Origin of the sequence: Micromonospora sp. NPDC005305 (assembly GCF_040607315.1) — a bacterium.
Classification (GTDB): Bacteria; Actinomycetota; Actinomycetes; order Mycobacteriales; family Micromonosporaceae; genus Micromonospora.
In genome coordinates this window covers 143,126-162,605 of sequence record NZ_JBEXGL010000008.1, presented here as the reverse complement: position 1 = coordinate 162,605, position 19,480 = coordinate 143,126, and the positions used below count along the sequence as shown (strand labels likewise).

Sequence of the window (19,480 nt, the reverse complement as noted above, 5' to 3'; positions counted from 1 at the left end):
CCCTGCGGCGTCGGCGCGGTCAGAGCTGCCCGACGTCGGTGATGCGGACGACCGCGGCGCCCGCCTCGTCGGAGGCCGCGAGGTCGATCTCGGCGCTGATGCCCCAGTCGTGGTCGCCCTCCGGGTCGTCCAGGATCTGGCGTACGGTCCACCGCTCCCGGCCCTGCTCGATCATCAGCAGCGCCGGCCCGCGCGCGTCCGGGCCCACCCCGATCGAGTCGTACGCCTCGAAGTACGGCTCCAGCGCGTCCGCCCACGCGTCCGCGTGCCACCCGTGGTCGGCGTCCAGCTCCCCGAGCAGGTCCCAGCGGCGCAACGCGGCCAGCTCGACCCGGCGGAACAGCGCGTTGCGCACCAGCACCCGGAACGCGCGGGCGTTGCGGGTGACCGCCGGCGGCCGGTCGTCCAGCGAGGCGGCCACCTCCGCGACGTCGGACGGGTTGCGCAGCCGCTCCCACTCGTCGATGAGGCTGGAGTCGACCTGGCGGACCAACTCGCCCAGCCACTCGATGAGGTCGACCAGTTCCTCGGTCTTGGCGTCCTCGGGCACGGTCTGCCGCAGCGTCTTGTACGCGTCCGCCAGGTAGCGCAGCACCAGGCCCTCGGAGCGGGACAGGCCGTAGAACTGGACGTACTCGGTGAACGTCATGGCCCGCTCGTACATGTCGCGGACCACGGACTTGGGGGAGAGCTGGTGGTCGGCGACCCAGGGGTGGCCCTGCCGGTACATCTCGTACGCCGACTCCAGCAGCTCGGCCAGGGGCTTGGGCCAGGTCACCTCGTCGAGGAGTTCCAGGCGGGCCTCGTACTCGATGCCCTCGGCCTTCATGGCGGCGACCGCCTCGCCGCGGGCCTTGAACTGCTGCGCGGACAGCACCTGACGCGGGTCGTCCAGGATCGACTCGATCACGCTGAGCGCGTCGAGCGCGTACGAGGGGGACTCCCGGTCGAGCAGCTCGACGGCGGCCAGGGCGAGCGGGGAGAGCGGCTGGTTGAGGGCGAAGTTGAGCTGGAGGTCGACGGTGAGCCGCACCCGGCGGCCGTGCTCGTCCGGCTCGGGCAGCTCCTCCACCACGCCGCCGGCCCGCAGCGCCCGGTAGATGGCGATGGCCCGGCGGATGTGCCGGCGCTGGGCGGCCGGGTCCTCGTGGTTGTCGGTGAGCAGGTGCCGCATCGAGGCGAACGCGTCGCCGGGGCGGCCGATGACGTTGAGCAGCATCGAGTGGCTGACCTGGAAGCTGGAGGTCAGCGGCTCCGGCTCGGCCTCGACCAGGCGCTGGAACGTCGGCTCGCCCCAGCCGATGGAGCCCTCCGGCGGCTTCTTCTTCACCACCTTGCGGCGCTTCTTCGGGTCGTCGCCCGCCTTGGCGAGGGCCTTCTCGTTCTCGATGACGTGCTCGGGGGCCTGCACCACGACCCGGCCGAGGGTGTCGAAACCGGCCCGCCCGGCCCGGCCCGCGATCTGGTGGAACTCGCGGGCCTTGAGCAGCCGGGTCCGGGTGCCGTCGTACTTCGACAGGCCGGTGAAGAGCACGGTGCGGATCGGCACGTTGATGCCGACGCCGAGGGTGTCGGTACCACAGATGACCTTGAGCAGCCCGGCCTGGGCCAGGGTCTCCACGAGGCGGCGGTACTTGGGCAGCATGCCGGCGTGGTGCACGCCGATGCCGTGCCGCACGAGCCGGGACAGGGTCTTCCCGAAGCCCGAGGTGAACCGGAAGTTGCCGATCGCGCTCGCGATCATGTCCTTCTCGGCCCGGGTGCAGACGTTCACACTCATCAGCGCCTGCGCGCGCTCCAGCGCGGCGGCCTGGGTGAAGTGCACGACGTAGACCGGGGCCTGCTTGGTCGCCAGCAGCTCCTCCAGGGTCTCGTGCAGCGGCGTCATCGCGTACGAGAAGAGGAGCGGGACCGGCCGCTCGGCCGAGCGGACGACGGCGGTCGGCCGCCCGGTGCGCCGGGTCAGGTCGTCGACGAAGCGGGTGGTGTCGCCGAGCGTCGCGGACATGAGGACGAACTGGGCCTGCGGCAGCTCGATGATCGGCACCTGCCAGGCCCAGCCCCGGTCCGGCTCGGCGTAGAAGTGGAACTCGTCCATGATCACCTGGCCGACGTCGGCCCGGGCGCCCTCGCGCAGCGCCAGGTTGGCCAGGATCTCCGCGGTGCAGCAGATGATCGGGGCGTCGGCGTTGACGCTGGCGTCGCCGGTGAGCATGCCGACGTTCTCCGCGCCGAAGACCGCGCAGAGGGCGAAGAACTTCTCCGAGACCAGCGCCTTGATCGGCGCCGTGTAGAACGTGGTCCGGTCGTCGGCCAGCGCCGCGAAGTGCGCGGCGACCGCCACGAGGCTCTTGCCCGAGCCGGTCGGCGTATTCATGATCACGTTCGCGCCGGAGACGATCTCGATGACCGCCTCCTCCTGGTGGGGGTAGAGGTCGAGACCGCGCTCGGACGCCCAGCCGGCGAACGCGTCGTAGAGGGTGTCGGGGTCGGCGCTCTTCGGCAGCGCGGCGGTGAGAGTCATGGCGGCTCCCATGGTGCCTGGATCATGGGCCGCTGCGCCAACCGGGTTCAGCGCCGCCGGTGGACCAGGTCGAAGATCTCCCGCCCGGCGGTCAGCGCCCGGCGCTCGAACTTGGTCACCGGCCGGTGCGCCGGGCGGGGCGCCCAGCCGCCGTGCACGTCGACCAGCTCGGGGTCGGCGGTCAGCGTCTCCCGCATCGACTCGGCGTATTCGGCCCAGTCGGTCGCACAGTGCAGCGTCCCACCGGCCACCAGCCGGGAGCGCAGCAGCGCCACGTGCGCCGGCTGGATGATCCGCCGCTTGTGGTGGCGGGCCTTGGGCCACGGGTCGGGGAAGAAGACGTGCACCGCGTCGAGGCAGCCCTCCGGCATGGCCCGCACCAGGTCCAGCGCGTCGCCCTTGGCCACCCGCACGTTGCCCAGGCCGTGCCGGTCGACCAGGTCGAGCAGGTTGGCGATTCCGGGCGTGTGCACCTCAACCGCCAGATAGTGTCGGTCCGGGTCGGCGGCCGCCATCGCCGCGGTGGCGTCGCCCATGCCGGAACCGATCTCCAGCACCAGCGGCGCCCGCCGTCCGAACAGCGCCGTCGGATCGCACGGCCCGTCCAGGTCGTCGATCTCCAGGCCGTACGCGGGCCAGAGCCGGGCCAGCGCGTCGCGCTGCCGGTCGCTCATCCGCCCTCGACGCGGGTGGAAGGTGCGGATACGGGCGGCGTGGGCCGGCGGCGCGGCGCTGAAGTCGGTGGAGGTCACAGCGACCCGAGCGTACGCGACCGCCGCAGCGGATCGGATGTGATGGGCGGTCCGGGGTGAGAGGATTCATCCCGTACGGCAGGACGGGTGGCCCGCCGCCCGACCCCGACGCCGGGAGGGGGCATGGTGTCAGTCACGGGACGTGTGGCGCTGCTGGTCGCGGCCGCCGCGTGCACCGCCCCGCTGGTCGGCGCGCTTCCCGCCCAGGCCGGCCCGCCCGCCCGCCCGGCGTTCTCCGCCGCGCTGGTGCCCGCCGCCGAGCCGGTGCCGGGCCAGCCCGGGACGCAGCCGCCCGCCGACCTCATCTTCGTGGAGGTCACCCCGAGCACCGTGGAGGCCGGCTTCCTGGTCGGCATCCGGGCGAGCTGCCGGGACAACTCGGTGCCGGCCACCGTGGTGTCCGACGCGTTCGGCCGGATCCAGGTGCAGCCGCAGCGCGGCCTGCTCACCGCCTCGCCGATGGTCCGGGAACGCACCCGCCCCGGCAACTACCGGGTCAAGCTGGAGTGTCCCGGCGGGCAGACCGCGTCCACCATGCTCCAGGTGGTCAAGCGGGTGCAGCCCAGCCGCGGCCCGGCGACCGGCTTCGGCGGCACGGCCGGCAGCGGCGTCGGCGGGCTGCTGGTGCCGGTCGGGCTGGCGCTGACCGTGGCCGGCGCGGTGGTCGGTGTGGTCGCGTCCCGCCGGCAGCCCCGTACCCTGCGTGGCGCCGCCCGGCGCTGAGCCCCGCCATGGCCACGAACCCCACCCCCCAGCCCAGCCCCCGGGCGGCCCGGTCCGGCGGCCGCAGCCCGTGGTCGGTGCCGCTCGCCGTGCTGCTGGTACTGGTCGGGGTGTTCGCCACCGGCGCGGGGCTGGGCCGGACCGCCGGCCCGTTCGACTGGGCCGACGCGGCGACCGGGTCGAGCGTGCGCACCACCGAGCCGACGCGGGCGCGGGAGCCGGCCAGCCTTCCGGTCCGCCTCGCCGTGCCGGCCATCAAGATCACCGCCCCGGTCACCCCGGTCGGCCAGGCCCGGGACGGCTCCATCGCCGTGCCGCCGCTGACCGAGCACCACCAGACCGGCTGGTACAACCGCGGGGCGGTGCCCGGCGACCCGGGCCGGGCGATCATCGTCGGGCACGTGGACACCAAGAGCGGGCCGGCGGTCTTCTACCGGCTGCACGAGCTGAAGCCGGGGGACCGGATCGAGGTGACCCGGGAGGACCGCAGCGTGGTCGCCTTCAAGGTCGACACCGTCGAGTACTTCGACAAGGCCAACCTCCCCGCCGACCGGGTCTACGGCGAGTCCGGTCCGGCCGAGCTGCGGCTGATCACCTGCGGCGGCGAGTGGGTGGGCGGCCACACCGGCTACCAGGACAACGTGATCGCCTTCGCCTCCCTGCTCGACACCCGCAACCCCTGACGCCTGAATCTTGGCGACTTCCCGCCGGCGTGGTCCGCGATCACGGTTGTGGGCGCTGAGGGGGCGGCGACCTGCCGGTGCCTCTGCGCGCGCCTTTCGAGCTGATGTCGGCAATGACTCAAGCGACGCGGAACGCGCAGTGCCGGCGGCTACGGGCTATTCCGCCTCGGCGACGAAGACGCCTTGGCCCTGCTGGCCGTAGACGAGATTGCGTGCGTGCAGTTCCTTGACGGCGCGGTAGGCGGTCGACCGGGCGACGTTGTAGATCTCGCCGATCTCCGAGACGGAGGGCAGTTGCTGCCCGGGGATGTAGTCGCCCGTGCGGATCTTGGCCTCGATGTCGTCTGCGACACGTCGGTAGTGCGGTGGTCTGGTCGGCATGATCAGCTCTCCTGGACTTCAGCGGAGATCATGTTTCCAGCCCGCGCCAGACCCGGACAAGGCGACAACGATGATGCGGATCATCGACACGCACTGGACCCGGGCCCTCGACCAGCCGTGGCGGGCGGGCGGGTGCCCGGAGTGCCGCGACCGCGACACCTGCCCGCAGCTTGACTGGGCCCTCAAGCTCATGGCCGACGTGGCGTCGCCATGTTCCAGAAGTAGGCGAAGGTTCAGCCCTTCGCGGGGACCTGCTGGACCACCTCGAACTCCAGCAGCGTGGCGCCGGTGGAGACCGGCTTGCGCGGCTCGCCGCCCTGGCCGCCGGCGTGCGCGGCCCGGGACGGCCCCTGCGCCCACGCCTGGTAGGCCTCCTCGGTCTCCCAGCGGGTGTAGACGAAGTAGCGGCTCTCCCCGCCGACCGGGCGGAGCAGCTCGAAGCCGAGGAAGCCGGGGGAGTTCTCCACCGCGCCGGCCCGGGCCGCGAACCGCTTCTCCAGCTCCTCGCCGGCGCCCGGCGGGACGTCGATCGCGTTGATCTTCACGACTGCCATGGCTCCACCCTAGCGAGCCGGGTCAGAACGTCTCGACGGCCGGCACCAGGTCGGCGTCGACGACGATCGGGGCGTGGTCGGAGGGGCCCTTGCCCTTGCGGGCCTCCCGGTCCACGTACGCGGAGGTGACCGCGCGGGCGAACGGCGCGGTGGCGTAGACCAGGTCGATCCGCATGCCCTTGTTCTGGTGGAACATGCCGGCCCGGTAGTCCCAGTAGGTGTAGGGGTGCGGGCCCTTCATGGGCGTCGGCACCACGTCGCTGAGGCCGAGGTCGCGCAGCGCGGCCAGGGCGGCCCGCTCGGCGGGGGTCACGTGGGTGGAGGTGACGAAGAGCTTCGGGTCCCAGACGTCGGCGTCGGTCGGGGCGACGTTGAAGTCCCCGCAGACAGCGACCGGCAGCCCGCCGGCCACCTCCGGCTCCAGGGTGTCCCGCAGCGCCGCGAACCAGGCCAGCTTGTACGCGTAGTGCGGGTCGTCGGGGGAGCGGCCGTTCGGCACGTACACCGACCAGACCCGCAGGCCGGCACAGGTGGCGGAGATGGCCCGGGCCTCCGGCAGGGGGAAGCCCGGCTCGCCGGGGAAGCCGACCGCCACGTCGGCCAGGCCCACGCGGGACAGGACGGCCACGCCGTTCCACCGGCCGTCGCTGTGGCTGGCCGCCTCGTAGCCCAGCTCGCCCACCTCGGCGACCGGGAAGGCCCCGTCGGGGCACTTGGTCTCCTGCAGGCAGACGACGTCGGGCTTCGTGGTGGCCAGCCAGTCGAGCAGTCGGGGGAGGCGGGCCTTCACCGAGTTGACGTTCCAGGTCGCCAGGCGCATGCCTCCAGCCTGCCGCATCGGCGGTCACCCCGCCGGGTCAGCCCGCGGGGTGTCGCGCCGTCCCTCGGCGTTCCGAAGCCTCGCCGGCTCGGGTCGGCGCAGCCGGTCAGCGTTCCGGGGTGTCCCCGGGGCGCGTCTGCTCGGCGAGGAAGCGTTCCAGCTCGGCGCCCAGTTCGTCGGCGGTGGGCAGCGGGCCGGTCTCCGGGGCGAGCAGGCTCTTCTCGCCGCGGCCGCGCGCGAACGCGTCGTACTGCTCCTCCAGGGCCTGGACCAGGGTGGCCGCCTCCTCGGTCTGGGCGACCTGGCGGTCGATCTCCACCCGCACCACCTCGGCGGCGGCCCGCAGGCCGTCGCGGGGCAGCAGCAGCCCGGTGCTGCGGGACACCGCGGCGAGCAGCGCCTCGGCGGCGGCCGGGTACTCGGTCTGGGCGACGTAGTGCGGCACGTGCGCGGCGAAGCCGAGGGCGTCGCGGCCCCGCTCGCCGAGGCGGTATTCGAGCAGGTGGCCCACGCCGGCGGGCACCTGGACCTTCTGGAGCCAGGGCTCGTACCCGGAGATCAGCTCGCGCCGGGTGGCGTGCGCCGTGACGCCGCTGGGGCGGGTGTGCGGGACGGCCATCGGGATCGAGTTGAGCCCGACGGTGAGCCGGACCTCGAGCCGCGCGCAGAGCGCGGCGACCGCGGCCACGAAACGCTCCCACTGGACGTCCGGCTCGGGGCCGGTGAGCAGCAGGAACGGGGTCTCGTCGTCGTCGTGCAGCAGGTGCAGCTCCAGCGCCGGGGCGTCGTAGTCGGCCCAGTGGTCCTCGACGAAGGTCATCACCGGCCGGCGGGAGCGGTAGTCGAAGAGCTGGTCGACGTCGAAGCGGGCGATGGGCCGCGCCTCCAGGGAGGTGAGCAGCTGTTCCCGGGCCAGCCGGGTGGCGCTGCCGGCGTCGACGAAGCCGGTGAGGGCCTGGATCAGCACCGGTTGGCCGAGATCGGGCAGATCGTCGCTGAGTTCGTAGAGCTCGTGTGGGTCGAGCACCGGTTCGGACCTTCCTGTCGACGCGTACGGGGTGGGCCGCGTGCACACGGCACCCCGTTCGGCCAACGTACCGGCCGTCGTGGTCCATTCCGTTACGGGCCGACTGATGATCACAATTCGGCGACGGCGCCGGATCGGCTCATCCTCCCGGTCCGGGTGCGGCTCCACCGAAAGGACGAGTAAGTCGATCAATGGGCGGCCGGGGGGAGGCTGCGAGGTTCCTGCCCGGGGCGGTGCGAGCCGGGCCACACCGGAGGTTTTCCCGGGTCGCGAGGTCCGTCACCGGCCGACCCGGCCCGGCGACGGATGTCCGGTTCTGAGGGCGCAGACTGTGGCGAGGACCACCCGATGGGCCTGGGTGATCCCGGTTTGCCCTGTCTAGCCTCGTCGAATGCGTGACGACGGCACCCTCGACGACCAGTACGGCCCCGACGGCTCGGCTGACCGTTCGGACGATACCCCCTCGACCGATCAGTTGACCGCTTGCGCGGAGGCAACCACTGCCCGCGGTTCCCTGCGTACCCGCTTCAACGCCCTGCTGAACCCCCTTGCTGCCCGGCCCGGCCGGTCGAAGATGGCCATGGCCACCGGCGCGGTCTGCTGCCTCGGCCTGGTCGGCGGCTTCACCCAGATCGGCACCCGCCCGGCCGGCGACACCCCGAACCCGGCCGCCTCGGCCGAGGTCGCCCAGCGGGCGGCCGTCGACGCCGCCTCCCGCGGCCTGGCCCGCGAGAGCACCGCCCCGGCCACCCCCGGCGCCGCCCCCTCGGCCAGCCCGTCGGTGACCGCGAAGCCGAAGGCCAAGCCCAAGCCGCGCCGGATCGTCCCGGTCGCCGGCCTCGACCAGACCCAGATGAACAACGCCAAGAAGATCGTGCAGGCCGGCCGGGAGATGGGCGTGCCGCGTCGCGGCCTGGTCATCGCGGTGGCCACCGCCATGCAGGAGAGCACCCTGCTCAACTACGCCAGCGCCGTGCTGCCCGAGTCGCAGAACTACCCGCACCAGGCCATCGGCTGGGACCACGACTCGGTCGGGCTGTTCCAGCAGCGGCCGAGCAGCGGTTGGGGCACCGTCGAGGAGCTCATGGACCCGGAGTACGCCACCAAGGCGTTCCTCTCCGCCCTGGAGGAGATCCCCGGCTGGCAGGACCTGCCCCTGACCGTCGCGGCCCAGACCGTCCAGGTGTCGGCGTTCCCCGACGCGTACGCCCAGCACGAGTGGCGCGCCAACACGGTGGTGAAGGAAATCCTGGGCTGACGCTCGCCGGGTTGCCGCGGGGCCGGCCCGGGTATCAGGGACTTGCCGGTCCCGGGTACACATGAGGGGGGCCGCGGACAGGAGGACGTCATGTCACTGGTGCAACGACTCACCGCCTTCCTGCGATCGCCCCGCGGTCAGCAGCTCGTCGACCGCGGCCGGCGTGAGCTGGCCAAGCCGGAGAACCAGGCGAAGCTCAAGCAGCTCGCCACCCGGCTGTCGTCCCGCCGGCGCTGACCGCTCCGCCCCCGCAGCAACGACCCCCGGGAGCCCCCTCGTGACCGACTCCGCCCCCGTCGACGGCGAACCCACCCTCCCGAAGAAGCCGGCCGCGCCGGTGGAGGCGCCCGAGGCGCCTCCGGCCCGGCTCTGGGACCGGATGCGGGACGACCCGCAGTACGCGCCGGAGCACCTGGCCCTGGAGGCGGTGCGCCGGCTCGGGCCGGAGGCGGCGCAGTGGGCCGAGCGGGAGCGGGCGCAGCGGCCGGACGTCCCCGCCGACGAGCTGGCCGACCAGGCGGTGCGCAAGTTCGTCAACCACGCGCGGCTCTCCGGGGCGGTCTCCGGCGCGGCCGGGCTGCCCGGCGCGGTGATCGACGTGGGCGTGCTGGCGTGGACGCAGGCCCGGCTCGTGCTGCACGTGGCCGCCGCGTACGGGATCGACGCGGTCCACCCCGACCGGGCCACCGACCTGCTCGTGCTCCAGCGGGTGCACAAGGTCGCCGAGAGCGCCCGGCTCGCCCTCGGGGTGGCCGCCGGTCGGGAGCGGGCCGGCGCGCTGTTCGGCATGGGCGGGCAGCGCCCGCTGGGCCGGGTGATGCTCCAGCTCGGCGTCCGGCTGGCCCGGATGGCGGGGGTGCGCGCCGCCAAGCGGATGTTCGCCAAGGTGATCCCCGGCGCCGCGATCATCCTGGGCACCTGGGCGAACTCGTCGGCCACCCGGGATCTCGCCGACCGGGCCCGCGCCCTCTACCGGGGCGGCCCGCGCCAGCTTCCCGGCCCGCGCCAGCCCTGACCACCGCCCGCGAGCGGCGGTCAGCGCGGCGCGTCGCCCGGCCCGGCCCAGCCGGCCCAGCCGGAGGCGTCCCAGGCGACGTCGGCGAGCCGGTCCTGACCGGCCGCGTTCGGGTGGAACCAGTCCAGCGCGTTCACCTCGTCCAGGCCGAACCGGCTCCGGTGCACCGCGCCGCCGTCCCACCGGCACCGCGACCCGTACGCGCGGCAGGCGGCGCGCAGCTGCGCGTCGTACGCGTCGATCCGCTCCCGGAAGCGGGCCCGGCGGGCCACCGCGGCCGGCGCGGTCGACGTGGCGTCGGCCAGCAGCGCCGGGCAGACGCCGCGCGACCAGGCCCGCACCGCCCGGGGCTCGGTGTGCCCGAGCTCCCAGAGCCGGTGCAGGTCGGGCAGGCTGACCACCAGCACCCGCGCCTTCGGCCGGCCCTTGCGCACCACCGCCAGGGCCGCGTCGACCTGTCGTCGGAAGGTGGCCGGCGCCGTCATGTCGTCGATGTCGCTCCGGCAGGCGTCGTTCGCCCCGATCAGCACGGTGACCAGGTCGGCCCGGTCGCGTACCGCCGCCCGCGCCTGGTCGGCCAGGCCCGCCGCGCGGGCGCCCGGCACCGCCCGGTTGTGCGCCCGCAGCGTCGCGTTGTCCTCGTGCAGCCGCCGGTAGAGGCTGCGCACCCGCAGGCCGTCCCCGCTGGACCAGGAGTTGCGTTCACAGCCCACCAGGACCAGGCAGGAGCCGAAGCCGCTGGTGATCGAGTCGCCGAGGGCGGTCAGCACCGCCGGCGCGCCCGGGGGCGCGGAGCCCGACGGCCGGGGCGACGCCGAGCCCGAGCCGTCGCAGGCGAGCGCGACCAGCGCCGCGAGGCAGGCCAGCGCGGCGATCCAACGTCGAGGCATACCGTCCCCCGTCCGGCGGCAGAAGGGACGCGTCGACCCTATGCGCCTCGGCCGTCCGGACGGGGGCACTGTCGCCTTTCCGGCATCGACAACCGTCGTTCACATCCGCGTGTTACGACCGGGGACCTGGTTAGGTGGGGCCGTGCCGGGGTAGCCCGGGGGAATGACGCGATCACAGCCCCGCCGTGCCCGCGGCACGGTCGGCCACGCGTACAGCGCGCTGAACCTGCGGCTCGCCCTCGCCCTCTTCGGCCTGGTCGTCATGACCGTCTTCGCGGTGCTCGCGTTCGCCGCCGGCGTGACCTGGCTGGGCGTCGTCTGCGCGATCCTCGCCGTGGTGGCCGTGGTCGACCTGATCGTCATCCAGCGCCGCCGCGCCGCGCGCCGCCGCGAGGAGCCGGGCGTGCGGCACTCGCTGTTCGAGTGACAGGAGTACGACATGCCCATCGCCACCACCAATCCCGCCACCGGACAGGTGCTCAAGACGTACGACCCGATGTCGGACGAGCAGATCGACGCGGCGATCGAGCGGGCCGACCTGGCCTTCCGGCAGCTGCACGGGACCACGATCGCCGAGCGTGGCCGGTGGATGATCGCCGCGGCCGACCTGCTGGAGGCCGAGCGGGACGAGACCGCCCGCCTCATGACCACCGAGATGGGCAAGACGTACGCCGCGGCGAAGGCCGAGGTGACCAAGTGCGCCACGGCCTGCCGCTTCTACGCCGACAACGCCGCGAAGATGCTCGCCGACGAGCCCGCCGACGCGGCCGCGGTCAAGGCGAAGCGGGCGTACGTCCGCCACCAGCCGATCGGCCCGGTGCTCGCCGTGATGCCGTGGAACTTCCCGCTCTGGCAGGTGATGCGGTTCGCCGCACCGGCCCTGATGGCCGGCAACACCGGGCTGCTCAAGCACGCCTCCAACGTCCCGCAGACCGCCCTCTACCTGGAGGAGCTGTTCCGCCGCGCCGGCTTCCCGGAGGGCGCCTTCACCACCCTGCTCGTCGGCTCCGACAAGGTGGACCGGATCCTCAGCGACCCCCGGGTCCGGGCCGCCACGCTCACCGGCAGCGAGGGCGCCGGCCGCTCGATCGCCCAGGTCGCCGGCCGGGAACTCAAGAAGACCGTGCTGGAGCTGGGCGGCAGCGACCCGTTCGTGGTGATGCCCTCGGCCGACCTGGACAAAGCGGCCGAGGTGGCCACCACGGCCCGCTGCCAGAACAACGGCCAGTCCTGCATCGCCGCCAAGCGGTTCATCGTGCACACCGACGTCTTCGACGCCTTCGCCGAGAAGTTCGCCGCCCGGATGTCGGCGCTGCGGGTCGGCGACCCGATGGACGAGAACACCGACGTGGGCCCCCTGGCCAGCGAGAGCGGCCGGGACGAGATCCACGCCCAGGTGCAGGACGCGGTCGACAACGGCGCCACCGTCCTGTGCGGCGGCGAGAAGCCGTCCGGCGACGGCTGGTACTACCCGCCGACCGTGGTCACCGACCTGCGCCCGGAGATGCGGATGTGGGCCGAGGAGGTGTTCGGGCCGGTCGCCGGCCTCTACCGGGTCGGCTCCTACGAGGAGGCCATCGAGGTCGCCAACGGCACCGCCTTCGGCCTGGGCTCCAACGCCTGGACCAGCGACCCCGCCGAGCAGGAGCGCTTCGCCGTCGACCTGGACGCCGGCAACGTCTTCATCAACGGCATGACCACCTCCTACCCGGAGCTGCCCTTCGGCGGGGTGAAGAACTCCGGCTACGGGCGTGAGCTGTCCGCCGTGGGCATGCGCGAGTTCTGCAACACCAAGACCGTCTGGGTCGGCGAGGGGGAGGTCGGCGCCGGCGCCGGGGCGCACTCCGAGTAGCCGCGATTGACCGGACGCCGTCATGGGTAGGAGGTGCCCCCATGACGGCGTTCGGCTTCCACGCTTCCCACGAGCAGATCCACCCGTCCCGGCTGCTGGAGGCGGTGATCCACGCCGAACGGGCCGGCTTCGACGCCGCCATGTCGTCCGACCACTTCTCGCCGTGGAGCGCCCGCCAGGGCCACTCCGGCTTCGCCTGGTCCTGGCTCGGCGCCGCGCTCCAGGCCACCAACCTGCCGTTCGGCGTGGTCAACGCGCCCGGCCAGCGCTACCACCCGGCCGTCGTGGCGCAGGCCATCGGCACCCTGGCCGCCATGTACCCGGGCCGGTTCTGGGCCGCGCTCGGCACCGGCGAGGCGAGCAACGAGCACATCACCGGCACCGGCTGGCCCCGCAAGGACGTCCGCGCCGCCCGGCTGCGCGAGTGCGTGGACGTGATCCGGGCGCTCCTCGCCGGCGAGGAGGTCAGCCACGACGGTCTGGTCACCGTGGACCGGGCGAAGCTGTGGACGCGGCCCGAGCAGCCGCCCGCGCTCATCGGCGCGGCGGTCAGCGTCGAGACGGCCCGCTGGTGCGCCGACTGGGCCGACGGCCTGATCACCGTCAACGCGCCCGTGGAGCACCTGCGCCGGATGATCGACGCCTACCGGGACGCCGGCGGGCGCGGCCCGCTGCACCTCCAGGTCCACGTGAGCTGGGCGCCCGACCAGGCCGAGGCCGAGGCCGTCGCGTACGACCAGTGGCGCAGCAACGTCTTCGCCCCGCCGGTCTGCTGGGACCTGGAGCTGGCCGACCACTTCGACGTGGTCAGCGAGGACGTGCCCCTGGAAAAGGTCACCTCGGTGGTCAACGTCAGCGCCGACCTGGGCCGGCACGTGGGCTGGCTGGAGGAGTACGTGGCGCTGGGCTTCGACCAGATCGCCCTGCACCACGTCGGGCAGGAGCAGCGCGCCTTCGTCGACACGTTCGGGGCCGAGGTGCTGCCGAAACTCCGTACCGCCTCGTGATCACGTCGGGGCCGCCGGCCGCCTAGGCTCGTACTCCATGGAAGCTCTGATCGAGGTCGTGGTCTTTCTCGCGATCGCGACCTTCGGCGCGGCGCTGGCCCGCCGGCTCGGCCTGCTCGCGCCGATCCTGCTGGTCGTGCTCGGCCTCGGGCTGTCCTTCGTGCCCGGCTTCCCGGAGGTCCGCCTCGACCCGGAACTGGTGCTGGTGGGCATCCTGCCGCCGCTGCTCTACGTGGCCGCGCTGAAGACGTCGGTGCCGGCGTTCCGGCTCAACCTCCGGCCGATCCTGCTGCTCGCCGTCGGGCTGGTGCTGTTCACCGCGTTCGTGGTGGGCACCGTCGTCCACCTGATCCTGCCCGGCGTCCCGTACGCGATCTGCCTGGCCCTCGGCGCGGTCGTGGCGCCGCCCGACGCGATCGCCGCCACCGCGGTGGCCCGGCGGGTGGGCCTGCCCCGGCGGATCGTGACGATCCTGGAGGGGGAGAGCCTGGTCAACGACGCCACGGCGCTGGTGCTGCTGCGGGTGGCGGTCGCCGCCGCGACGGCGGCCGGCGGTCACGTCGGGGTCGGCGCGGTCGCCCGCGAGGTGCTGGTGTCCGCCGGCGGCGGCGTCCTCGTCGGGCTGCTCGGCGTGGTGGTCTTCGGCGCCCTGCACAAGCGGATCACCGACCCGGTGCTGGACAACGCGCTGTCGCTCATCGTGCCGTTCACGGTGGTCTTCGCCGCCGAGGAGATCCACGCCTCCGGGGTGGTCGCCGTGGTGGTCACCGGGCTGGGCATCGGGCACAAGCAGCCGCTGCTCATGTCCGCCGCCTCCCGGCTTCAGGTGGGCGCGTTCTGGCGGCTCATCCAGTTCCTGCTGGAAGGGCTGGTTTTCCTGCTGGTCGGCCTGCAACTGCGCGAGGTGCTCCGCGACCTGGACGAGCCGGCCGGGCGGCTGGTCGGGGTCACCGCCGCGGTGCTGGCCGCCGTCGTGCTGACCCGGTTCGTCTGGCTCGTCCCGGCCACCTACCTGGCCCGCCTGGTGCCCGAGGCCCGCCGACGGGACGCGCCGACCCCGGTGCAGGTCCCCCTCGTCATCGGATGGGCCGGCATGCGCGGCGTGGTCACCCTCGCCGCCGCGCTCGCGCTGCCGCTCACCCTGGCCGACGGGCGGGCGTACCCCCGGCAGCTGTTCATCTGGCTCGCCTTCGCGGTGATCGTGGTGACCCTGGTCGGGCAGGGCGCCACCCTGCCGGCCGTGGCGCGGGCGGCGAAACTGCCGCCGGACGACCCGGTGCAGGACGCGCTCTCCGCCGCCGCCGTGCAGCAGCAGGCCAGCCGGGCCGCCCGGGAACGGCTCGAGGAACTTGCCGGCGGGGCGCCGGACGCCGTCGTGGAACGGCTGCGCGGGCTGGTGCAGAGCCGCACCAACGTGGCCTGGGAACGGCTCGGGGGCGAGGAGCGGGAGACCCCCTCCCGGGCGTACGGTCGACTGCGGCAGGAGATGATCGACGCGGAGCGGGAGGTCTTCCGGGCCGCCCGCGACTCCGGGAAGATCCCGGAGGAGGTGCTGGTCCGCGCCTACCGCGACCTGGACCTGGAGGAGTCGTTGCTGCGACAGGAGGCCGACGAGTGAGCTGCCAGCACCTGACCGAGGCGGGCGACGCCGAGCCGACGACCACGACCGAGTGTCCCGACTGCGTGGCCATCGGCAACGACGACTGGGTGCACCTGCGGGGCTGCCTGACCTGCGGGCACGTGGGCTGCTGCGACTCCTCGCCCTACCAGCACGCCACGAAGCACTTCGAGTCGACCGGGCACCCGGTGATGCGCTCGGTCCAGCCCGGCGAGACCTGGCGCTGGTGCTTCCTCGACGAGGAGATCGGCTGACCGGTCAGTCGAGGCGGCGTTCCAGCACCTGGCCCGGCCACGGGGGCCGGCCCGGGCGCTCGACCGTGAACCGGTCCGTGGCGGTGAAGCCGCAGCCCTCGTAGAACCGGACCAGCGCCCGGTCGTCCCCGCCGTAGCAGTCCACCCGGAGCAGCCCCAGGCCACGCTCCCGGGCCAACTCCGCCGCGTACGCGAGCAGCCGCGCCCCGATCCCGTGGCCCGCGTGGGCCCGGTCGGTGACCAGCAGGTTGACGAACAGCTCGGGTTCGGTGGCCGGCGGCACGTACGCGGTGGCCGACCCCACCACCAACGCGCCCACCGCGACGTCGCCGAGCAGGGCCAGGTACAGCCCGCCGCCGCCCGCCCACGCGTCGGCCTGCGCGATGCGGCGCGGGTCGGTCGAGGCCGGCTCGGTGCCCCACTGGCCGGTCCGGCCCCGCGCCGCCAGCCAGGCGGTGGCGCTGTCGAGCAGCCGCAGCACGGCCTCGGCGTCGGTCGGCCCGCCGGGGCGGATGGCGATCGTCTGCTGGTCCGTCATGCCCGCCATGCTGCTACACGGTGGCGGCGGGACGATTGCCGGCCACCGGCCGGGCCGGCTCCCGGTTCGCCAGCGCCCACCTGGTCAGCGCCGGGGTGGCGAGGCCGACGCCGGCGAAGAGTGCGCCGAGCGCCAGCCAGCCCGGCACCCCGCCGTCGAGCACCAGCAGGGTGAGCAGGGCCGGGCCGACCGCCCGGGCCAGTCCGGCGAGCAGGCCGTCGGCCCCCTGGTAGGCGCCGATCGCGTCCGGCGGGGCCAGGTCATAGGCGAGCCCCGCCCCGGCGGCACCGTGCCACAGGTCGCCGAACGTCCACACCGCCGTGGCGGCCAGCAGCAGCACGACCGCCGCGACGGTGGGCAGGCCCGCGGTGGCCGCGTAGAGCGGCGTGGCCGCCGCCAGCACCAGACCGGCCCGGCGCAGCTTCCGGGCCGCGGGAGCGGCCGTGTCCGCGCCCCGGCTCAACCGGACCGCCAGCAGCACGGTGAGCACCGTGTTGGTCAGCAGCACCGCCGACACCACCGGCGGCGGCGCGCCGGCCTGGGTGACCGTCCAGAGCGGCACCACGAGCGTGAGCACGGTCAGGTGCAGGGCCAGCACCGCCGACGCGCCACTCACGGCGAGGAACCGCCCGTCGCGCAGCGCCTGCGCCCGTCGCGGTCGGCCGGCCGCGGGAGCGCGGGGCGCCGGCGGGTGGGCCGGCAGCCGCATCAGCAGCACCGCCGACAGCAGGTAGGTGGCCGCGTTCCCGACCACCAGCACCTGGTACGCCCGATGGTTGTCCACGGCCAGGGCGAAGCCCGCCAGCGCGGCGCCGACCGCGATGCCCAGGTTGGCCACCGCGCGCAGGGTGGCGAAGGCGTGCACCCGCCCCCGCGGGCCGGCGACCGCGGCGACGAGGGCGGCGCGGACCGCCAGGTTGCCGGAGGCCAGCAGGGTTTCGAGGATCGCGACCGCGAGGAACACCGGCATCGAGCCCACCAGCAGGTACGCCGCCGCCGCGACCGCCTGGCCCAGCTGGATGGCGGCGCGGAGGGTACGCGGGTCGCGCCGGTCGGCCAGTGCGCCGAGTGGCACGCTGGCGGTCAGCCCGACCAGCCAGGCGACGGTGAGGCCGGCGCCGACCGCGGCGGGGGAGAGCCCGACGTCACGGGTCAGGTAGAGGGCGCCGCCGGTCAGCCAGAGCCCGGAGCCCACCGTGTTGGCGAGGGTGGCTAAAGAGAGGGTGCGCAGCGCGCCCGGCGGCGGAATCGGCGAAACCCGAGCCATCAGCGACGTGCGGGCAGGGCTGCGGAGACCTCGGTGATCAGCTCGGCGACCCGATCGCCCCAATGAGAGGCGATGACCAGTTCGCGGGCGGGATCGACCCAGAGCAGGTGACGGCCGCCGTTACCCCGCGCGCAGCGGCCCGTCCGCGGCGCGCCCGGCTGCACCCGGCCCAGGTCGTTACGCCACCACAGATAGCCGTAGTCGGGGTTGAGCGGGCACGGCGCCCACGTGCGGCGGATCCACTCCGCGCTGAGCAGCCGCCGGCCCCGCCAGGTCCCGCCGCCCCGGTAGATCTCGCCGAGCAGGGCCAGGTCCGCGGCGGAGATCCAGAGCCCACCACCCCAGTGCGCGCCGCCGCTGACCACCGGCACGGGCATGCCGTCGAGGTCGACCAGCGAGTCCGCGTATCCGTGCCAGGACCAGGAAGAGGAGGCGTGCAGCGGATTCAGCACGGCCTCGTGGAGCACGTCGCCGAGCGGCCGGCGGAACAGCAGGGTCAGCGCCAGGCAGAGCAGGTTCACCCGGACGTCGTTGTACGCCCAACCGGTGCCTGGCGCGCCCTCCCGCTCGAAGCCCTCGCGGCGACTCTGCACGTCCACTCGGGTCGGCTTGCCCCACAGCTCGCCGGTCCAGCCGCTGGTCTGCTGGAGCAGGTGCTCCCAGGTGATCCCCTCGACCCCGAGGCCGGTGAGGAACGGGTGGTCGACGCTGTCGAGCACGTGCGCCGCCGGGTCGAGCAGGCCCCGGTCGAAGGCCACCCCGGCGACCGTGGCGACGACGGCCTTGGTGCCGCTGAACAGCATCTCCGGGGTCGCCGGGTCGCCCCAGGTGGCGATCACCTCGCCACGGTGGCGGATCACGCCGCTCGCCCCGGCGCCCGGCAGCAACGGCCCGGTCACCTCGCGGTGCGACTCGTCGGCCACCTGCGCCGCGAGGTAGCGGTCCATGTCGGCGATACCCTCGGTCACCCGCGTGGCCTGCCGGGCGACGGCGGCGCGCACCGCGCCGAGATCCACGCTGACGTCTTCGTTGACGGTCATGACCCCGACCCTAGGGTGGGCGCCGCGGGGTGGGTGACCCCGCACCACGCGACCCCCGTCACACCGCCAGGGAGCTGACCGGCACTGGTTCGCGGATGTAGCGAGGCGAAACAAGCTGGCGGGCCCGGTGCTGCTCTGCCAGGGTCGGTGCCGTGACGCACAGCAGGACCGCCCGGGTGGACGAGTTGGCCGACGTGCAGCGGATCGAGGTGGCCTCCGGCGGCCCGTTCCGGGAGATCGGCATGGCCGACGTCGCCGACATGCCACCGCTGCCGCTGGACGTGCTGGCCGACGCCCAGCGGGCCGGCCGGCTCCGGGTCACGGTCGACGCCGCAGACCGGCCCGTGGCCTTCGCGGTGGTCGACCTGGTCGACGGCTGCGCGCACGTGCAGCAGCTCAGCGTCGATCCCGGGTACGCCCGGCGGGGGATCGGTCGGGGCCTGCTCGACGACGTGGCCGGGTGGGCCGCCGGGGCGGGACTGCCCGCGTTGACCCTGACCACGTTCCGCAGCGTGCCGTGGAACGGGCCGTACTACGCGCGCTGCGGGTTCCGCGAGCTGACCGGGGTCGAAGTGACCCCGGGGCTGGCCGGCCTGCTGGCCGCCGAGGCGGCGCTCGGGCTGGACCCGGCCGACCGGATCGCCATGCGGCGGCCGGTGTCCTGAGGCCGGCACGGCGGCCCGGGGGTCCTGGGTGTCAGTGCGTGCCGCCGAGGTTGAGCACGACCACCCCGGCGATCACCAGGCCCGTGCCGGCCACCTTGGCGAGGCTCAGCGGCTCGCCGAGGAAGGCCGCCCCGATCGCCATGATGGCGGCGGTGCCGAGCCCGGACCAGACCGCGTACGCGACGCCGACCGGGATGTCCCTGACCGTCAGGGACAGCAGCCCGAACGACGACAGGTACGCGACCGCGACGCCAAGCGTGGGCCAGAGCCGGGTGAAGCCGTCGGTCGCCTTGAGCAGGCTGGTGCCGATCACCTCGGCGGTGATCGCGCCGAGCAGGAAGAGGTACGCCACGGGGGGACCGTACCCGGGCGGGGTCAGCCCCGGGCGGGCTCGCGGAGGGCGTCGACGAACGCGTGCCAGGCGGCCGGGGTGAAGGTGAGGGTGCCGCCGGCGCGGTCCTTGGAGTCGCGGACGGCGACGACACCGGGCAGGTTGTCGGCGACCTCGACGCAGTCACCGCCGTTGGAGCTGCTGCGGGTGCTGGTGCGCCAGCGGGCGCCGGTCAGGTCAGCCATGGCCGTGCCTTCAGAAGGTGGATGGTCTGGTCGCGC

General features: G+C 74.0%; 23 protein-coding genes. 11 read left to right on the top strand and 12 right to left on the bottom strand.

From position 1 onward, the window contains the following. Positions 1–19: 19 nt before the first annotated feature. Together ABZS80_RS16320 and trmB are read right to left on the bottom strand one after the other, a co-directional pair. Positions 20–2,524, bottom strand: coding sequence for a DUF3516 domain-containing protein (locus ABZS80_RS16320; protein WP_355056518.1), 2,505 nt, complete (start codon positions 2,522–2,524; stop codon positions 20–22). A 47-nt stretch (positions 2,525–2,571) separates the two neighbouring features. Continuing rightward, the gene (gene trmB, locus ABZS80_RS16315; RefSeq protein WP_355056516.1) at positions 2,572–3,276 is read right to left on the bottom strand and encodes a tRNA (guanosine(46)-N7)-methyltransferase TrmB; all 705 of its coding nucleotides are present in this window, start codon (positions 3,274–3,276) and stop codon (positions 2,572–2,574) included. A gap of 123 nt (positions 3,277–3,399) precedes the next feature. On the opposite strand from trmB, the gene ABZS80_RS16310 reads away from it, so the two are divergent. Both ABZS80_RS16310 and ABZS80_RS16305 read left to right on the top strand, forming a co-directional pair. Further along, positions 3,400–3,999 (top strand): hypothetical protein, encoded by a 600-nt coding sequence (locus ABZS80_RS16310; RefSeq protein WP_355056514.1) that lies wholly within the window; start codon positions 3,400–3,402, stop codon positions 3,997–3,999. Positions 4,000–4,007: 8 nt separating this feature from the next. Beyond that, entirely contained in the window at positions 4,008–4,682 is a 675-nt protein-coding gene (locus ABZS80_RS16305; protein ID WP_355056512.1) for a class F sortase, read from the top strand. A gap of 156 nt (positions 4,683–4,838) precedes the next feature. On the opposite strand, the gene ABZS80_RS16300 is transcribed toward ABZS80_RS16305, so the two are convergent. From ABZS80_RS16300 to ABZS80_RS16285, 4 genes are all read right to left on the bottom strand, one after another. Then, complete coding sequence (locus tag ABZS80_RS16300; RefSeq protein ID WP_355056510.1) at positions 4,839–5,063, bottom strand: winged helix-turn-helix domain-containing protein; 225 nt, start codon at positions 5,061–5,063, stop codon at positions 4,839–4,841. Positions 5,064–5,296: 233 nt separating this feature from the next. Continuing rightward, positions 5,297–5,617 (bottom strand): antibiotic biosynthesis monooxygenase, encoded by a 321-nt coding sequence (locus ABZS80_RS16295; protein ID WP_262283707.1) that lies wholly within the window; start codon positions 5,615–5,617, stop codon positions 5,297–5,299. A 22-nt stretch (positions 5,618–5,639) separates the two neighbouring features. Next, positions 5,640–6,437, bottom strand: a complete 798-nt coding sequence (locus ABZS80_RS16290) for an exodeoxyribonuclease III (RefSeq protein WP_355056507.1) — start codon at positions 6,435–6,437, stop codon at positions 5,640–5,642. 106 nt (positions 6,438–6,543) lie between these two features. Further along, complete coding sequence (locus tag ABZS80_RS16285) at positions 6,544–7,464, bottom strand: PAC2 family protein (RefSeq protein WP_355056505.1); 921 nt, start codon at positions 7,462–7,464, stop codon at positions 6,544–6,546. A 391-nt stretch (positions 7,465–7,855) separates the two neighbouring features. Between ABZS80_RS16285 and ABZS80_RS16280 the strand changes: the two genes are divergently transcribed. The 3 genes from ABZS80_RS16280 to ABZS80_RS16270 all read left to right on the top strand — a co-directional run bounded on the left by ABZS80_RS16280 (position 7,856) and on the right by ABZS80_RS16270 (position 9,737). Further along, positions 7,856–8,722 (top strand): peptidase M23, encoded by an 867-nt coding sequence (locus tag ABZS80_RS16280; protein ID WP_355056504.1) that lies wholly within the window; start codon positions 7,856–7,858, stop codon positions 8,720–8,722. A 90-nt stretch (positions 8,723–8,812) separates the two neighbouring features. After that, the gene (locus ABZS80_RS16275) at positions 8,813–8,959 is read left to right on the top strand and encodes a hypothetical protein (RefSeq protein ID WP_355056502.1); all 147 of its coding nucleotides are present in this window, start codon (positions 8,813–8,815) and stop codon (positions 8,957–8,959) included. 40 nt (positions 8,960–8,999) lie between these two features. Continuing rightward, positions 9,000–9,737, top strand: a complete 738-nt coding sequence (locus ABZS80_RS16270) for an EcsC family protein (protein ID WP_355056500.1) — start codon at positions 9,000–9,002, stop codon at positions 9,735–9,737. A 20-nt stretch (positions 9,738–9,757) separates the two neighbouring features. Here the strand turns inward: ABZS80_RS16270 and ABZS80_RS16265 are convergent, their stop codons facing one another. Continuing rightward, on the bottom strand, positions 9,758–10,627 hold the full coding sequence (locus tag ABZS80_RS16265; protein ID WP_355056498.1) for a GDSL-type esterase/lipase family protein: 870 nt from the start codon (positions 10,625–10,627) through the stop codon (positions 9,758–9,760). Positions 10,628–10,790: 163 nt separating this feature from the next. Between ABZS80_RS16265 and ABZS80_RS16260 the strand changes: the two genes are divergently transcribed. The 5 genes from ABZS80_RS16260 to ABZS80_RS16240 are packed head-to-tail and all read left to right on the top strand — an operon-like array spanning position 10,791 to position 15,358. Beyond that, positions 10,791–11,054, top strand: coding sequence for a DUF6343 family protein (locus ABZS80_RS16260; protein ID WP_355056496.1), 264 nt, complete (start codon positions 10,791–10,793; stop codon positions 11,052–11,054). A gap of 12 nt (positions 11,055–11,066) precedes the next feature. Next, positions 11,067–12,479: an NADP-dependent succinic semialdehyde dehydrogenase gene (locus tag ABZS80_RS16255; protein ID WP_355056494.1), complete on the top strand. Its 1,413-nt coding sequence runs from the start codon at positions 11,067–11,069 to the stop codon at positions 12,477–12,479. 41 nt (positions 12,480–12,520) lie between these two features. Then, complete coding sequence (locus ABZS80_RS16250; protein ID WP_151465465.1) at positions 12,521–13,486, top strand: TIGR03885 family FMN-dependent LLM class oxidoreductase; 966 nt, start codon at positions 12,521–12,523, stop codon at positions 13,484–13,486. Positions 13,487–13,523: 37 nt separating this feature from the next. After that, entirely contained in the window at positions 13,524–15,104 is a 1,581-nt protein-coding gene (locus tag ABZS80_RS16245) for a Na+/H+ antiporter (protein WP_355056492.1), read from the top strand. Continuing rightward, positions 15,101–15,358, top strand: a complete 258-nt coding sequence (locus tag ABZS80_RS16240; protein ID WP_151465463.1) for a UBP-type zinc finger domain-containing protein — start codon at positions 15,101–15,103, stop codon at positions 15,356–15,358. Before ABZS80_RS16245 ends, ABZS80_RS16240 begins: the two co-directional genes overlap by 4 nt. A 4-nt stretch (positions 15,359–15,362) precedes the next feature. Here the strand turns inward: ABZS80_RS16240 and ABZS80_RS16235 are convergent, their stop codons facing one another. The 3 genes from ABZS80_RS16235 to ABZS80_RS16225 are packed head-to-tail and all read right to left on the bottom strand — an operon-like array spanning position 15,363 to position 18,203. Beyond that, positions 15,363–15,896, bottom strand: coding sequence for a GNAT family N-acetyltransferase (locus ABZS80_RS16235; protein WP_355056490.1), 534 nt, complete (start codon positions 15,894–15,896; stop codon positions 15,363–15,365). Positions 15,897–15,909: 13 nt separating this feature from the next. Then, positions 15,910–17,163 carry an MFS transporter gene (locus ABZS80_RS16230; RefSeq protein WP_355056488.1) on the bottom strand — a complete coding sequence of 418 codons (1,254 nt, stop codon included), beginning with the start codon at positions 17,161–17,163 and terminating at the stop codon, positions 15,910–15,912. Beyond that, positions 17,163–18,203, bottom strand: a complete 1,041-nt coding sequence (locus ABZS80_RS16225) for a serine hydrolase (RefSeq protein WP_355056486.1) — start codon at positions 18,201–18,203, stop codon at positions 17,163–17,165. The genes ABZS80_RS16230 and ABZS80_RS16225 overlap by 1 nt, the downstream gene beginning before the upstream one ends. Before the next feature lie 152 nt (positions 18,204–18,355). Here ABZS80_RS16225 and ABZS80_RS16220 point away from each other — a divergent pair, with 152 nt between their 5' ends. Continuing rightward, the gene (locus ABZS80_RS16220) at positions 18,356–18,868 is read left to right on the top strand and encodes a GNAT family N-acetyltransferase (protein ID WP_355056484.1); all 513 of its coding nucleotides are present in this window, start codon (positions 18,356–18,358) and stop codon (positions 18,866–18,868) included. A 31-nt stretch (positions 18,869–18,899) separates the two neighbouring features. On the opposite strand, the gene ABZS80_RS16215 is transcribed toward ABZS80_RS16220, so the two are convergent. Both ABZS80_RS16215 and ABZS80_RS16210 read right to left on the bottom strand, forming a co-directional pair. After that, complete coding sequence (locus ABZS80_RS16215) at positions 18,900–19,220, bottom strand: multidrug efflux SMR transporter (RefSeq protein ID WP_355056482.1); 321 nt, start codon at positions 19,218–19,220, stop codon at positions 18,900–18,902. A 23-nt stretch (positions 19,221–19,243) separates the two neighbouring features. Then, on the bottom strand, positions 19,244–19,444 hold the full coding sequence (locus ABZS80_RS16210) for a DUF397 domain-containing protein (RefSeq protein WP_148426856.1): 201 nt from the start codon (positions 19,442–19,444) through the stop codon (positions 19,244–19,246). Between the last annotated feature and the right edge of the window lie 36 nt (positions 19,445–19,480).

What these genes read in the sequence shown, in the direction of transcription:
- ABZS80_RS16290 (WP_355056507.1), bottom strand. Translation starts at nt 6,437, where the DNA reads ATGCGCCTGGCGACCTGGAACGTCAACTCGGTGAAGGCCCGCCTCCCC.
- ABZS80_RS16230 (WP_355056488.1), bottom strand. Translation starts at nt 17,163, where the DNA reads ATGGCTCGGGTTTCGCCGATTCCGCCGCCGGGCGCGCTGCGCACCCTC.
- ABZS80_RS16300 (WP_355056510.1), bottom strand. Translation starts at nt 5,063, where the DNA reads ATGCCGACCAGACCACCGCACTACCGACGTGTCGCAGACGACATCGAG.
- ABZS80_RS16210 (WP_148426856.1), bottom strand. Translation starts at nt 19,444, where the DNA reads ATGGCTGACCTGACCGGCGCCCGCTGGCGCACCAGCACCCGCAGCAGC.
- ABZS80_RS16280 (WP_355056504.1), top strand. Translation starts at nt 7,856, where the DNA reads ATGCGTGACGACGGCACCCTCGACGACCAGTACGGCCCCGACGGCTCG.
- ABZS80_RS16245 (WP_355056492.1), top strand. Translation starts at nt 13,524, where the DNA reads ATGGAAGCTCTGATCGAGGTCGTGGTCTTTCTCGCGATCGCGACCTTC.
- ABZS80_RS16275 (WP_355056502.1), top strand. Translation starts at nt 8,813, where the DNA reads ATGTCACTGGTGCAACGACTCACCGCCTTCCTGCGATCGCCCCGCGGT.
- ABZS80_RS16250 (WP_151465465.1), top strand. Translation starts at nt 12,521, where the DNA reads ATGACGGCGTTCGGCTTCCACGCTTCCCACGAGCAGATCCACCCGTCC.
- ABZS80_RS16320 (WP_355056518.1), bottom strand. Translation starts at nt 2,524, where the DNA reads ATGACTCTCACCGCCGCGCTGCCGAAGAGCGCCGACCCCGACACCCTC.
- ABZS80_RS16255 (WP_355056494.1), top strand. Translation starts at nt 11,067, where the DNA reads ATGCCCATCGCCACCACCAATCCCGCCACCGGACAGGTGCTCAAGACG.
- ABZS80_RS16265 (WP_355056498.1), bottom strand. Translation starts at nt 10,627, where the DNA reads ATGCCTCGACGTTGGATCGCCGCGCTGGCCTGCCTCGCGGCGCTGGTC.
- ABZS80_RS16305 (WP_355056512.1), top strand. Translation starts at nt 4,008, where the DNA reads ATGGCCACGAACCCCACCCCCCAGCCCAGCCCCCGGGCGGCCCGGTCC.
- ABZS80_RS16235 (WP_355056490.1), bottom strand. Translation starts at nt 15,896, where the DNA reads ATGACGGACCAGCAGACGATCGCCATCCGCCCCGGCGGGCCGACCGAC.
- ABZS80_RS16260 (WP_355056496.1), top strand. Translation starts at nt 10,791, where the DNA reads ATGACGCGATCACAGCCCCGCCGTGCCCGCGGCACGGTCGGCCACGCG.
- ABZS80_RS16225 (WP_355056486.1), bottom strand. Translation starts at nt 18,203, where the DNA reads ATGACCGTCAACGAAGACGTCAGCGTGGATCTCGGCGCGGTGCGCGCC.
- ABZS80_RS16310 (WP_355056514.1), top strand. Translation starts at nt 3,400, where the DNA reads ATGGTGTCAGTCACGGGACGTGTGGCGCTGCTGGTCGCGGCCGCCGCG.
- ABZS80_RS16295 (WP_262283707.1), bottom strand. Translation starts at nt 5,617, where the DNA reads ATGGCAGTCGTGAAGATCAACGCGATCGACGTCCCGCCGGGCGCCGGC.